Source organism: Vibrio sp. Hal054 (genome assembly GCF_037162405.1).
In the GTDB taxonomy this organism is placed as follows: domain Bacteria; phylum Pseudomonadota; class Gammaproteobacteria; order Enterobacterales; family Vibrionaceae; genus Vibrio; species Vibrio diazotrophicus.
This window is the reverse complement of record NZ_JARLUT010000001.1, coordinates 918,284-931,828: the sequence shown is the minus strand read 5'-3', so window position 1 is coordinate 931,828 and position 13,545 is coordinate 918,284. Positions and strand designations below refer to the sequence as shown.

Genomic DNA, 13,545 nt, shown 5'->3' with positions numbered 1-13,545 from the left:
ATAAAAAACCCCGACAGAGTTAACATGCCGAGGTCTAAAATAATGGCACGCCCTACAGGATTCGAACCTGTGACCACCTGCTTAGAAGGCAGGTGCTCTATCCAGCTGAGCTAAGGGCGCGCTACAGGGAAAGGATTATACGAGTTAAAGATGGTAAATCAACGGCTTTATCTTAGTTTCTGATTTAAATGCCTAAAAATTTACCACTCAACCCACTAACGCCGAAAAATAAACCAAAGCAAACGTTTGCTTATAGATGTTCATCAAAATTTCTGCGACAATGCGCGCAAAAATTTTCGCTCTAAATGTGAAGGAAAGTCATGACTGCTCAAAATATTGATGGAACACTTATTTCTAAAACCGTGCGTTCAGAAGTTGCAGCACGAGTAAAAGCTAGAACAGAAGCTGGATTACGTGCTCCGGGACTAGCAGTAGTGCTTGTGGGTGAAGACCCTGCATCACAAGTTTATGTTGGCAGTAAGCGACGCGCTTGTGAGGAAGTGGGCTTTATTTCTAAGTCTTACGACTTACCAGCAACGGCTTCAGAAACAGAACTATTGGATTTGGTTGATCAACTTAACCAAGACCCAGAAATCGATGGCATTCTTGTTCAGCTTCCTCTACCAGCTGGCATCGATTCAACTCACGTACTAGAGCGTATTCACCCAGAAAAAGACGTGGATGGCTTCCACCCATACAACGTTGGACGTTTGGCTCAACGCATTCCAAAACTGCGTTCATGTACACCAAAAGGTATCATCACCCTTTTAGACCGTTACAACATCCCTATGCGCGGTAAACACGCCGTTGTTGTTGGCGCATCAAACATCGTTGGCCGCCCAATGACACTGGAGCTGTTACTTGCTGGTTGTACAACAACGACCTGTCACCGATTCACTAAGGATCTTGAAGGTCATGTTCGCCAAGCGGATATCTTAGTTGTCGCTGTGGGTAAACCAAACTTCATTCCGGGCGCTTGGATCAAAGAAGGTGCTGTGGTGGTCGATGTCGGTATCAACCGACTAGAGAGTGGCAAACTGGTGGGCGACGTTGAGTACGATGTGGCTCGCAGCAATGCAAGCTTTATTACACCGGTACCGGGTGGTGTAGGCCCGATGACGGTAGCAAGTTTGATTGAGAATACTATGATTGCGTGTGAACAATTCCACACCAAAAAATAAGTAACCAAATAGATACGAAAAAGGGCTCTAAGAGCCCTTTTCTATTTTCAATGCATGTCGATTAAGACTAATACACGATTCTATCCGCCAAATGGCTGACCGCTAACGCAAAGTAGTATGAACGGTTCCATTTCATCAACACGTTGTAGTTGTTGTAAACCAAATACGTACGACCGTCTTCGTCATCAGGCATAATCAGCCACGCTTTAATATCATCGCTGAGGGCTGGAAGTGGCTTGCCGTCATATCGAGTAATACCCAGCTCGTTCCATTCGCGTAAGTATTTGCCTTTCTCTGGCTGACGTCCTTCAAGGTTTTTATCTAAACCATGAGGCACTTTGACTTGGCGACCCCAAGTGTATTTATCATCCCAACCAGACTGGCTCAGATAATTCGCCGTTGAAGCAAACACATCCGACTTACTGCCCCAAATATCTTTCTTACCATCACTGTTACCATCGGCAGCAAAGGCTAAGAATGAACTTGGCATAAACTGACATTGCCCCATTGCGCCAGCCCAAGAGCCTTTCATAGCATCAGGTTTAATGTGACCTTGCTGAAGAATTTGCAGCGCAGCCATGGTCTCTTTTCGGAAGAACTCTTCACGTCGGCCTTCGTAGGCCATGGTTGATAGAGCATCAATAACGCTAAAGCGCCCCATATTGGCACCGAAATTACTTTCCACACCCCACAAGGCAACAATGAAACGAGGCTGAACACCGTATTGTTCGCCAATGCGGCTCAACTCTTTGTAATGTTTTTCATACAAGGCACGAGCTTGTTTTACTTTCCAATCCGGCACAGCACTTGGAATATATTCATCCAGCGTTTTCTTTTTCTCTGGCTGATTACGGTCAGCAACAACTGCACGAGGCTTGTATTCTACGTTGGTAAAAGCTGACTGAAGAATCTGCTCTGAAATACCTTCTTCGCGGGCTTGTTGTTTCAGTCCTTCGACATACTGTTCGAAACTCAATTCGTTCGACAATACGGGCGCAGAAAGACTTAACCCCAAAACCACTGATAATAATTTTCTCAACCTAGCCTCCTTGAGCATTCTCACTCAGGATTGTTCTGAGCTTTTCTTTCTTTATGTTGTTCTAATAGATTCTCTGGTGGTGGCGGCAATTGCAAGAAGAAACCTTGTTCATCCAGCGATGCTTTGACTTTTTCCACATTTACCTGAGCTAATTGGCGTGATTCCAGATTAACCAACATCACAAATATCGGTTTACCGAATGTTTGCATCAGCGCTTCTGGGATCTGTGAGAAATCATCTCTTTTTGGAATATAGAGATAGGTGCCTTCTTTCTTAGGACTTTTGTAGATAGAACAAAGCATGATGAGCCTTTTATTGTAAATAACACGTACTAATGACGAGTTTTGTCTAGAAATGGTCAAGATTCGATAAAAATGCGACCAAATCACTTAATTAACCGCAAGATAACTTGCTGCGCATGGGCGCTGAATATAACATGACAACCCTAGTCTCAGGCAACGCCTAGCCAAGAGTTTATGAGGTCAACGTTTCAATGTCTAATACACCTGACCTAAAAGGTAGTAGTTTTACTTTGTCAGTTTTACACCTTTCTGACAATCACATCACCAACACTATAGATTTTCTCAAACAAAAAATCGCGCAAGCGCCTGCATTTTTTGCAAATGCTCCCGTTGTTATCAATATTGCTAAAGTCGACGGAGACATCGATTTTGTGCAACTGAAAAACGGTATCAGCGAGGCAAACTTAATTCCTGTTGGTATTTCCGGCTGCAAAGATAAACGCAGCCAAACGCTCGCGTCTGAAGCGGGTTTTGCCGTGATGACCGCCAGTAACAGCCCAACTAACGCGCCAGCGAAAATGGCACCAACCAAAGTGGTTCGCACCCCTATTCGCTCCGGTCAGCAAGTGTATGCCAAAGATGGCGACTTGGTGATTCTTAACCATGTCAGCGCGGGTGCTGAAGTGATTGCCGATGGTTCCATTCATATTCACGGCACTCTGCGTGGACGCGCTATCGCAGGTGCGAGCGGTCAAAAAGAAGCACGTATTATTTGTCACGATTTACAAGCTGAGCTAGTCTCCATTGCTGGGAATTATTGGCTTAGCGATCAGATTGAAAGTGAGTTTTGGCAGCAGAAAGTCATGCTGAGTATGAATGATGACTCACTCCTGTTCGAATCTCTCGCAATTTAAGTTTTAAAGGAAATTATAAAAATGGCACGCATTATTGTCGTAACGTCGGGTAAAGGTGGTGTGGGTAAAACCACATCTAGCGCAGCGATTGCGTCAGGCTTGGCTTTAAAAGGTAAAAAGACAGCGGTTATCGATTTTGATATCGGCTTGCGTAATCTTGATTTGATTATGGGCTGTGAACGTCGCGTTGTGTATGACTTCGTCAACGTTATCAATGGTGAAGCGACGCTGAACCAAGCCCTGATCAAAGACAAACGTAACGAGAACCTGTTCATTCTTCCTGCTTCTCAAACTCGCGATAAAGATGCGTTGACCAAAGATGGTGTGCAACGCGTATTCGATGAGTTAAAAGAAATGGGCTTTGACTTCATCATTTGTGACTCTCCAGCAGGTATTGAGCAAGGTGCTTTGATGGCACTTTACTATGCAGATGAAGCGATTGTGACGACTAACCCAGAAGTCTCTTCTGTTCGCGACTCAGACCGTATTCTTGGCATTCTAGATTCTAAGTCACTGCGCGCAGAACAAGGTATGGATCCTATTAAGCAGCACCTGCTTTTGACACGTTACAACCCAACACGAGTTAATCAAGGCGAAATGCTTAGCGTACAAGACGTTGAAGAAATTTTGCATGTGCCTCTATTGGGTGTTATTCCTGAGAGCCAAGCAGTACTGAACGCATCAAACAAAGGTGTTCCAGTTATTTTCGACGAGCAGTCTGATGCTGGTCAGGCATACGATGACACCGTATCACGCCTACTTGGCGAAGAAATCGAATTCCGTTTCCTAACCGAGCCGAAGAAAGGCATCTTTAAACGACTTTTTGGGGGCTAAACAGCGACTATGTCTTTACTTGAATTTTTCAAACCACAGAAAAAAACATCCGCAAGTTTAGCGAAGGAACGTTTACAGATCATCGTGGCAGAACGTCGTAGCCAGAATGATCCTGCGCCAACCTATTTGCCACAGCTGAAAGAAGACATTCTTCAAGTGATTGCAAAATACGTGGCAATAGACCCATCAATGGTCGAGCTCTCTTTCGAACATAAAGATGATGATATTTCAGTGCTAGAGCTGAACGTTAAGCTTCCAGACGACGAAAAATAATTCGCGATTATCATAAAAAAACAGCCGACACTTCACTGTCGGCTGTTTCATTTCTATTCGCAAAAGCGCTACACGCTTAATTCACCAGCTTATCTAAACGTTCTCCAAGAATAGGAAGACGCCATCCACTCATCACATCAGGAAGATGCTCTGGATCACGCTCGTTATTCCAGACCCAACTTAATAGTTGATTCAGCTGTTTTTTCGATGCCAAGAATTCCGTTGCAAGACCTGTTGATTGAGACACCGCCTTCACTTCATCTTTGAGCTTCTTAAACAGTTGCTTATAACCTGGATAATCCATCAGAGGGACGATCTTCTCTGGATAGTAATCTTCCGGAGTTTGCATTGCATCTTTCACGATTTGAATCAGCTTAGTGCTATGACGACGAACAGCGTGTGGATCTACACCCTCTTCGATCATACGTTTAGAACTGCGCAGTGCCAGACGAGCAATAGTCAGCAGCTCATTTTCACGCACCACAAAATTCAAGGCTAAATCGCGTTTCACCGCTTCCTGATAACGCCACGTTGCCAGCGGTTTTAAGATAGCTAGCTCTTTAGGGCTAAGCTGCCATGCGCCTTTGATCTCTAAATACACATTATCAGGATTGACTGACTTAATGCGCTTCTCTACCAGCAATTCAGATTCCTGCTGCGCGGCATCCCACCAGCCAGCTTGAGTCACTTTCTCTAGCAGTTGCTCATACATTGGCTGTAAATAGAAAACATCCGCTGCGGCGTAATCAAGCTGCTTTTGTGATAAAGGACGAGCCAGCCAGTCAGTGCGAGATTCACTTTTATCTAGCTCAATATCCAGCAGATCCTTCACCAAAGAAGCAAAGCCTGTTGAAAGGCCGTAACCGAGAAAAGCGGCCATCACTTGGGTATCAACCATTGGAAATGGTACACAACCGAAGGCATTCTGAAATACTTCCAAATCTTCACCACAGGCATGAAGCACTTTCAGAACGGAGGTATCTTTGAGTAATTCGGTAAATGGCGACATATCGTCCATTGTAAGCGGATCAATCAAGGATAGACTTTCTCCGTCAAACAGTTGGATAAGCCCTAACTGCGGAAAAAAGTACGGGTACGAACAAATTCGGTATCGAGCATAACAACATCGGCGTCTCGTGCTAATAAGCACACACGCTCTAGTTCGTTAAACTGGGTAATAATCTGATAATTCACAAATGGCTCACTATGAGTTTCCCTTTTCGGCATCAGCATGATTTCCATGGGAACAAAAATGCCGACGGTTTAGGTCGGCATTGTAACATCATTAAATATAAGGTTACGCACTTTTAGCTAAAGCTGAGTCGTTCTCTTCACGCAATACTCGACGTAGAATCTTACCAACGTTAGTTTTTGGTAGTTCATCTCTGAACTCCACTAACTTAGGTACTTTGTAGCCTGTTAAGTATTCACGACAGTGCTCAATGACATCTTCTTTGGTTAAGCTTGGGTCACGTTTAACCACGAAAATCTTCACTACTTCACCTGAAATTTCATGAGCCTGACCAATCGCGGCCACTTCAAGAACTTTTCCATGCAGAGCAACCACATCTTCAATTTCATTCGGATAAACGTTAAAGCCTGAAACCAGAATCATGTCTTTCTTACGGTCAACAATATGCAGTAAGTAATTTTCGTCAAATCTTACGATATCACCTGTAGATAACCAGCCATCTTCATCCAACACTTCTTTGGTCGCTTCAGGACGTTGCCAGTAACCTTGCATGACCTGCGGACCACGCACTTGCAGCTCACCCACTTGATCATTTGGCAATACGTTACCTTCATCATCAACGATACGAACTTCCGTTGAAGGTACAGGTAAACCAATCGCACCTGTATATTCAGTGAGGTTATGAGGGTTGCCAGTAACCAATGGGGAACATTCTGTTAAACCGTAACCTTCGAGCAAATGGATGCCGGTGATCTTTTTCCACTTTTCAGCAACAGCGCGCTGTACAGCCATACCGCCACCAACAGACAATTTCAGATTGCTGAAGTCCAACTCATGGAAATCTTCATTGTTCACCAACGCATTAAACAGGGTGTTTACCCCAGTAATAGCGGTCGCAGATGTTCTTTGTAGCTCTTTCACGAAACCCGGAATGTCTCTCGGGTTGGTAATGAGCAAGTTGTTGCCGCCCATCTCAATAAACAGCAGGCAGTTCACGGTTAACGCGAATACGTGATAAAGCGGCAGCGCCGTAACCACTAATTCACGCCCTTCACGCAATACCGCACCGTAGGCACCTTTTGCCTGCAAGACATTGGCAATCATATTTCTATGTGTCAGCACTGCTCCTTTCGCTACACCCGTAGTACCACCGGTATATTGAAGGAAAGCAATATCATCACCCACCATAAAAGGTTTCACATACTGCTGACGACGACCTTTATGCAGCGCCTTACGCATAGAAATCGCACCAGGAAGATGATACTTCGGTACCATCCCTTTTACGTACTTCACTACGAAATCAACCACTGTGCCTTTTGCACGTGGCAACATCTGACCAAGGCTGGTCAGAACCACATGTTTAACTTGTGTATTCGCAACGATTTTTTCTAGCGTGCTGGCAAAGTTAGAAACAATAACGATCGCTCGTGCGTCTGCATCATTTAGCTGATGTTCTAGCTCGCGAGGAGTGTAAAGAGGGTTCACATTAACTGCGATAAGACCCGCACGTAAAATACCGAACAACGCAACCGGATATTGCAAAAGGTTTGGCATCATTAGCGCTACGCGATCGCCTTTCTTTAATTTCAAATCGTTTTGCAGATACGCAGCAAATGCTCGGCTACGCTCTTCCAATTTGCGATAAGTCATAACCGTGCCCATGTTAATGAAAGCAGGTTGATCAGCAAATCGATTGACCGATTGTTCGAACATTTCCACCAATGATGGATATTGATCTGGATTTATGGTCTCTGGTACTTCACTTGGGTAACGTGAAAGCCAAGGTTTATCCACAGTAATACTCCTCGTTATTGGCTGGCAATTTGTCGTCAATGACCTTCTCATGGTGGATTGACTTTATGTCGTGCCATTATTTTTATGGCGCTTATTACAGCACAGCCTCGGTGCTTGAGCACGAAAAGGCTCAAACACTTGTTTAAATTTTGTTAACTACGCCAAAAATTAGTTCTGCAACCTGCTCTGGTTGTTCTAAATGGCAATGATGACCACCAGAAACAGTGAACGTCTCAGGGCTATTTTGCTCCGAAATGTTGCGATGTTGCTTTAAACTTTGAAAACCATGCTCACCTAGAATTAATCGATGAGGGCATTGAATCGCATTGATAATTTCAACCGCATGTTGCGGTGACATCCGATATAAAGATTCACTTTTCAACTTCACGTCATGGCGCCAGTGCCATTTACCATCGACCTGTTTGATACCCCGTTCGACAATGGGAGCGATCAACTCAGGAGCAATATTGTTAGCCATCGAACGACGCTCTATCGCTTGTGATATATCGTAATAGCCACGCTGTGGCTTCTTGCGTAAACGCTGACGGCTCATCACTCCCTGACGCATTCTTGCAACGCTTTCGGCAGCTGATTCAGCTAAAGGTGCATAGCCTTCAATCTGAATTAATCCGTCCACGTGTTCAGGAAAGGCGGCACTATAGCAACTTGCAACCAAAGCACCAAGAGAATGACCTACGATCACCAGTTTGTTTGCTGAGAAATTAAGCGATAACTGACAAAAATCATCGATATAGTCGTGAAAAGGGTAAAAATTGCTGCCATTTTTATGCTCAGATAAGCCATGCCCCGGTAAATCGATTGCGCAAAGGTGTAACTGAGGCGCAACCTCTGCCAGCTCTTGCATGACCGAGAAAAAGCTCGCAGCGTTGTCTAGCCAGCCATGAATAAAAACGACCGATACTTCGGCCGTTTTTGCATCTCCAAATTCCACTGAGGCTATCCTGCCGCTATGGATTGAGTATTGAGTCTGTTTGAACATCATTTTACTTCTTGTATTACTCTGCCTTCACGATACATGTCATCTCTATCACGACAGAAATAACTTAAGCAATGGTGATATAAATAAGGGCCGCTGTCTTGCATGATGATGCGCTCTTCGACTCGCCACAAGTGGTAACCCTTGACTGTCATCACAGGGTACTGATGTTCGAAATCACCCACTTTGCCTGTTTCAGGTTCAGCCGTATTGCCGAGTAGCGTCACTAATCGACCTTCTGCGAAAGTGACCGGATCTAAGAACTCATTCACGTAACCGACGAAACGTCCCTGAGGCTCAACCTTAACGCTTGGCCTACCGACACTATCAATCGGCACATTAACCACTTCAATACGGGTCTTGTCTTTGAGGTTGGTAATATTGGCGATAACACCGCCTAAACGGACTTCACTACCTTGCGCAGTGCCGGATTCCACCCATGTTTTGTAATCAGAAATAACCGTTTCTTCTGAGGAAGCGTTCAGTTCGGTTGGTAATGAGGTACAGGCGGAAATAACAAAGACAGCAGACAAGGCGAATAAGTGGCGTAAAGTGAATGGTTTCATGATGGCCTCTCAGGCTAGGCTTTAAGATGCAAATGGTTCAAATATAAATATCGACCCCTAACAGCTGGGCTAGTTCCTCTCTTTTAGCACGATTCATCACATCCATATAAGCTTCCATGGCTTTTCTGGAGCGGCCTTCTGGTAAATCGTACTCAACTTGAGCTCGATGGATTTCAGATTCATCAACGGGACGAATAGAGTGCGAGACGGCTTCAGCCACTTTCGTCGCTCTAGTCGCAACTTCAGTATCCTTTTTGACCCCGTTGTTTTTTTGCCTTGGATGTTCGGTTGGTATTCGAGACATTGCCGGGCAATCCATTAATTGAAACCATAAAGCTCCTACAGTAAGTGGGGTAAGGTTTTCATCCTTACCCTTGCAAGTGACTTGTTCTCAACTCAAAGCTTATCCGCGATCTTACGCTTACTCACGTCCCGGTAGCTTTTTCCATGCCACTGTGTCACGTAAATACACTGGGCTAGAGTCTTCTACTGCTGTTGTATTGCCTTTTGCCCATTCAAACTGAGCAAGATAAACAATGTCTTGCGAATCTGGGTAAAGTATTTCACTCTCGGTCAAATTCAGTGGCAGCGCTGCCAAATCATCAGCGTAAGCTTCCCAACCTGTACCTACTTTTGCCCAAGTCTTATCATCTTTCTGAACGTCTTCGACTAAAACAGACGGTGGAATCACGCATTCCGCGTCGATTTCATCCCAACTGCCATCTTCTTGACGCTCAAAACGGCCCCAATACACTTCACTCATTCGTGCGTCGATCGCACTCGCAACGTGAGTCACACCGTGTTGACGGTACGCACCCTGTGCCATTGCCGCTAACGTTGATACACCAATCATGGGTAAATCCGCACCGAATGCTAACCCCTGTGCAATTCCGATACCAATTCGAACGCCTGTAAAGCTACCCGGACCACGCCCGAAAGCGAGCGCGTCTAAATCACTCAGCGCTAAGCCCGCTTCTTTTAGAACCTCATCCACCATTGGCAGAATTTTTTTTGTATGGTCGCGAGGTGCAAACTCACTGCGGGAATACACTTTTTCACCAACCATTAAGGCGACTGAACACTGCTCTGTCGCTGTATCTAAGGCAAGAATTTTTGCGCTCATGAATATCTCTAAATTGTTTCTGTTTCTGATAATTGTGCAAGAAAGCTTTTAACCATATCCAAATCTCGCGTACGCGGGATAGGAGGCAAACTGGCAAGGAATATTCCGCCATAGTCTCGGGTCACTAATCGATTATCACAAATGATCAGTGCTCCTTTGTCTTTCTTGTCTCGAATAAGTCGTCCAACACCCTGCTTCAAGGTTATTACCGCATCTGGCAACTGGACCTGAGCAAACGGGTCTCCGCCTCGCAAACGGCAATCTTCAATACGCGCTTTTAACAGCGGGTCATCTGGAGCGGTAAACGGAAGTTTGTCGATGATAACACAGCTTAATGTGTCACCTCTAACATCAATCCCTTCCCAGAAAGCACCGGTTGCCACCAACAAGGCGTTGCCTAACTCCATAAACTCAGCCAGTGTTTTTTGCTTGCTGGTTTCACCCTGCATTAATACTGGTAAGGTCAGCGTTTCTCTGAATTTCTCGCCCAGTTCGCGCATCATGCTGTGTGAGGTGCACAAAAAGAAGCAGCGCCCTTGGTTTTGTTCAATGACCGGAGAAAGCATGCGTACCAGTTTGTCTGCAAGCCCCGGACTGTTTGGCTCTGGCAGATACCTTGGAACACACAACTTTGCCTGATTTTGATAATCAAAAGGACTCGGCAACGAGAACTGTTCACCGGGCTGCAATCCTAAACGATGGGTAAAGTGGCCGAAGTCGTCATTCACTGCCAACGTGGCTGAGGTAAAAATCCACGCCCCTTGCTTCATTTCTATCTGTTCGTGGAACTTATCGGCAACGGAAAGCGGCGTAATATGCAAACTAAAATGACGTGGCGTGGTATCAAACCAATACGAGTAACCCGTAATGGAAACATCACATACCCTTTCAATTCGGCCTTTAATCAGGTTGGCGCGCTCAAAGGCCGCATCCAATAACTGGCTACGCCCTAAAGCAATTTTGAGTACTTCTATTGCAAAGTTTAGGCTGTCTTTAACACGCTCAATTTCACGAGCAATAGAAGGCGAAGCCATCGCTTCTCGCCAGTTACCTCTGTGCCCAGAATCGCCAAGCACGATGCGTAAATCCGCCGCAGACTGAACCAGTTTATCGCCTACTTTTTGCAGTTGGCGCATATCCTTAGCTTCGGTGCGATAAGCAATTTCAATGTCTTTAGCGAGATCTTGGATTTGTCGGCTCGATACCGACTGACCAAAATATTGGCTGGCAATATCAGGCAACTGATGTGCCTCATCGAAGATAAACACTTCCGCTTCTGGTATCAGTTCACCAAATCCCGTTTCTTTAATCGCTAAATCGGCTAAGAACAGGTGATGGTTAACCACCACGATATCGGCATCCATCGCTTTACGCCTTGCTTTATTAACGAAGCAATCGGTATAGCTCGGGCATTCTTTACCCAAACAGCTGTCATTGGTGGAAGTAATGGTGGGAATGATCATGCTGTCTTCAGGCAGTGCATCACACTCGCCTAAATCGCCGCTTCTGGTCTCTGATGACCAAGACCTCACCTTCACCAGCTGTGTGAGCAATTGCGGGTCAGCAGCATCATTGGTGTGGCTTTCAACCATTTGTCTGCTCAGACGGTCTAGACATAAATAGTTAGCACGACCTTTGAGCAATGCGACATTGCCGTGAAAGCCTAGAGCATCAACCATTAAGGGAAGATCACGGTGAAACAACTGCTCTTGCAGGTTTTTAGAACCCGTGCTGATGATGGTTTTCTTTCCGCTTAATAGCGCAGGCACGAGATAAGCGAAGGTTTTACCGGTTCCTGTTCCAGCTTCCACGACCAACTGCGATTCGCCAGCAATTGCTTTTGCAACTGCCTGAGCCATATCGATTTGAGCTTGTCGAGGCTGGAAGCCCGGAATGGCTTTGCCTAATGCGCCTTGTTGAGAAAAGGTTTTTTGGATCATCCACGTCAAAAAAATAATAACTTTGGCGCGATTATGGCAGGTTTTTAGGTCGGGAGCGAATGCAGTTAAACCCCGATCTTTGAGAAGGAGTTGGTAGGCACTTACATTCCAAACAGAATGTGTCAGGTACGAAACTAAGCCGTACCTGACATAGCGGAACTATTTCCTATTTAAATAGCGATTTAACCACTTAGAACCCACTTCGAGTGAGGTTAGCTCAACTTGAGGCATCATCGCCTTCGCCGCCTCTTCCGGTGACGCTTTGCTCTCCCACATAAACTCTAAAATGTCGTCATCAACACTGTGATCACCCATCAATGAAATAACACGTTCAACGTACAATTTACGTGCAAGTAATTCTTTGTCCATAAATACCACCTTCGCAAAACAAGTACCAACAGAAGAGACGCTTTCAATAGCCGAGGATTCACTGAGCCTAGTTATATTAGTTGAAACCATTAGGAGAATAGATTAATTATAGAAGCCAAATTCGGAATTGGTTTGCCGTTCAAGCCAATCTATTTCTTCTAAGAATGAAAAATTTGCACGCCCGGAAGTCGTATTTAATGGAAAAGAAAACTCTCCTAACGCATTGCAGTGATGCTCCAGGACTTATCTCAAAAATCACCAACATCTGTTACAAACATCAGCTAAACATCATTCATAACAATGAGTTCGTTGACAATACCAGTGGTCACTTCTTCATGCGTACCGAGCTTGAAGGCTACTTCAATGACCACACTCTATTGGCAGACTTAGACCAAGCTTTACCTCAAGGTGCAAAGCGCAAATTGGTCGGTTCATCACGTAAGCGTATTGTGATACTGGTCACCAAAGAAGCGCATTGCTTGGGTGATATTCTGATGAAAAACTACGATGGCAGCTTAGATGTAGATATCGCAGCAGTGGTGGGTAATTACGACAAACTGCAAACCTTAACAGAGAGATTCGACATCCCTTATCACTGTGTATCTCACGAAGGTCTTAACCGACAAGAGCATGAAAAAGAGCTGTTGGAAGTGATCGAACAATATCAACCGGACTATATTGTTCTCGCTAAATACATGCGTGTTCTGACTCCGGGATTTGTTGAGAAATTTCACCATAAAATCATTAACATTCACCACAGTTTCTTACCTGCGTTTATTGGTGCGAAACCTTACCAGCAAGCTTATGAGCGTGGTGTGAAGATCATTGGTGCAACGGCTCACTTTGTAACCAACGATTTGGATGAAGGCCCAATCATCAAGCAAGATGTCATTCCTGTGGATCATACCTTCAGTGCACAAGATATGGCTCAGGCAGGACGTGATGTAGAGAAGAACGTTCTAAGCAAAGCTCTGAACAAAGTGATCAATGACCACGTGTTCGTCTACGGCAACAAGACTGTGATTCTTTAAGTTTATGAGAATGATAAATGGCGCTGAATCAGCGCCATTTTCTTTAGTGA

The 13,545-nt window shown here is 44.9% G+C and carries 13 protein-coding genes, 1 tRNA gene and 2 pseudogenes; 5 read left to right on the top strand and 11 right to left on the bottom strand.

The genetic code is table 11. The features are described from left to right. Nucleotides 1-43: 43 nt before the first annotated feature. Nucleotides 44-120: transfer RNA gene (locus P4S58_RS04310), tRNA-Arg, on the bottom strand. 200 nt (nucleotides 121-320) lie between these two features. Here P4S58_RS04310 and folD point away from each other — a divergent pair. After that, the gene (gene folD, locus P4S58_RS04305) at nucleotides 321-1,181 is read left to right on the top strand and encodes a bifunctional methylenetetrahydrofolate dehydrogenase/methenyltetrahydrofolate cyclohydrolase FolD (RefSeq protein WP_102965506.1); all 861 of its coding nucleotides are present in this window, start codon (nucleotides 321-323) and stop codon (nucleotides 1,179-1,181) included. A gap of 67 nt (nucleotides 1,182-1,248) precedes the next feature. Here the strand turns inward: folD and P4S58_RS04300 are convergent, their stop codons facing one another. Both P4S58_RS04300 and P4S58_RS04295 read right to left on the bottom strand, forming a co-directional pair. Further along, complete coding sequence (locus P4S58_RS04300) at nucleotides 1,249-2,220, bottom strand: lytic murein transglycosylase (RefSeq protein WP_042486063.1); 972 nt, start codon at nucleotides 2,218-2,220, stop codon at nucleotides 1,249-1,251. Nucleotides 2,221-2,240: 20 nt separating this feature from the next. Then, entirely contained in the window at nucleotides 2,241-2,522 is a 282-nt protein-coding gene (locus P4S58_RS04295; RefSeq protein ID WP_042486066.1) for a YcgL domain-containing protein, read from the bottom strand. Nucleotides 2,523-2,713: 191 nt separating this feature from the next. Between P4S58_RS04295 and minC the strand changes: the two genes are divergently transcribed. From minC to minE, 3 genes are read left to right on the top strand one after another with little or no spacing between them, the layout of a single operon-like run. Further along, nucleotides 2,714-3,376 carry a septum site-determining protein MinC gene (minC, locus tag P4S58_RS04290; RefSeq protein WP_042486069.1) on the top strand — a complete coding sequence of 221 codons (663 nt, stop codon included), beginning with the start codon at nucleotides 2,714-2,716 and terminating at the stop codon, nucleotides 3,374-3,376. A gap of 21 nt (nucleotides 3,377-3,397) precedes the next feature. After that, nucleotides 3,398-4,210, top strand: coding sequence for a septum site-determining protein MinD (gene minD, locus P4S58_RS04285; RefSeq protein ID WP_102962716.1), 813 nt, complete (start codon nucleotides 3,398-3,400; stop codon nucleotides 4,208-4,210). Between the two features lie 9 nt (nucleotides 4,211-4,219). Next, entirely contained in the window at nucleotides 4,220-4,483 is a 264-nt protein-coding gene (gene minE / locus P4S58_RS04280; RefSeq protein WP_042486075.1) for a cell division topological specificity factor MinE, read from the top strand. Between the two features lie 76 nt (nucleotides 4,484-4,559). On the opposite strand, the pseudogene rnd reads toward minE, so the two are convergent. From rnd to P4S58_RS04240, 8 genes and pseudogenes are all read right to left on the bottom strand, one after another. Next, a pseudogene (gene rnd / locus P4S58_RS04275) lies at nucleotides 4,560-5,677 on the bottom strand (ribonuclease D). 103 nt (nucleotides 5,678-5,780) lie between these two features. Continuing rightward, nucleotides 5,781-7,469, bottom strand: a complete 1,689-nt coding sequence (gene fadD / locus P4S58_RS04270) for a long-chain-fatty-acid--CoA ligase FadD (protein WP_102968125.1) — start codon at nucleotides 7,467-7,469, stop codon at nucleotides 5,781-5,783. Nucleotides 7,470-7,611: 142 nt separating this feature from the next. Continuing rightward, nucleotides 7,612-8,472 carry an alpha/beta fold hydrolase gene (locus P4S58_RS04265; protein ID WP_102962718.1) on the bottom strand — a complete coding sequence of 287 codons (861 nt, stop codon included), beginning with the start codon at nucleotides 8,470-8,472 and terminating at the stop codon, nucleotides 7,612-7,614. Beyond that, on the bottom strand, nucleotides 8,469-9,032 hold the full coding sequence (locus P4S58_RS04260; RefSeq protein WP_102953859.1) for a Slp family lipoprotein: 564 nt from the start codon (nucleotides 9,030-9,032) through the stop codon (nucleotides 8,469-8,471). The genes P4S58_RS04265 and P4S58_RS04260 overlap by 4 nt, the downstream gene beginning before the upstream one ends. A gap of 37 nt (nucleotides 9,033-9,069) precedes the next feature. Next, nucleotides 9,070-9,364 (bottom strand): annotated as a pseudogene (locus P4S58_RS04255) (chromosome partitioning protein ParA). A gap of 89 nt (nucleotides 9,365-9,453) precedes the next feature. Further along, nucleotides 9,454-10,155 carry a tRNA (adenosine(37)-N6)-threonylcarbamoyltransferase complex dimerization subunit type 1 TsaB gene (gene tsaB / locus P4S58_RS04250; RefSeq protein ID WP_102968123.1) on the bottom strand — a complete coding sequence of 234 codons (702 nt, stop codon included), beginning with the start codon at nucleotides 10,153-10,155 and terminating at the stop codon, nucleotides 9,454-9,456. Nucleotides 10,156-10,163: 8 nt separating this feature from the next. Further along, a complete protein-coding gene (locus tag P4S58_RS04245; protein ID WP_102968122.1) occupies nucleotides 10,164-12,095 on the bottom strand; it encodes an ATP-dependent DNA helicase in 1,932 nt (643 codons plus the stop codon). Between the two features lie 159 nt (nucleotides 12,096-12,254). Continuing rightward, the gene (locus P4S58_RS04240) at nucleotides 12,255-12,464 is read right to left on the bottom strand and encodes a hypothetical protein (protein ID WP_042486091.1); all 210 of its coding nucleotides are present in this window, start codon (nucleotides 12,462-12,464) and stop codon (nucleotides 12,255-12,257) included. Nucleotides 12,465-12,661: 197 nt separating this feature from the next. Here P4S58_RS04240 and purU point away from each other — a divergent pair, with 197 nt between their 5' ends. Further along, on the top strand, nucleotides 12,662-13,495 hold the full coding sequence (purU, locus tag P4S58_RS04235) for a formyltetrahydrofolate deformylase (RefSeq protein WP_102968121.1): 834 nt from the start codon (nucleotides 12,662-12,664) through the stop codon (nucleotides 13,493-13,495). Nucleotides 13,496-13,545: the final 50 nt, after the last annotated feature.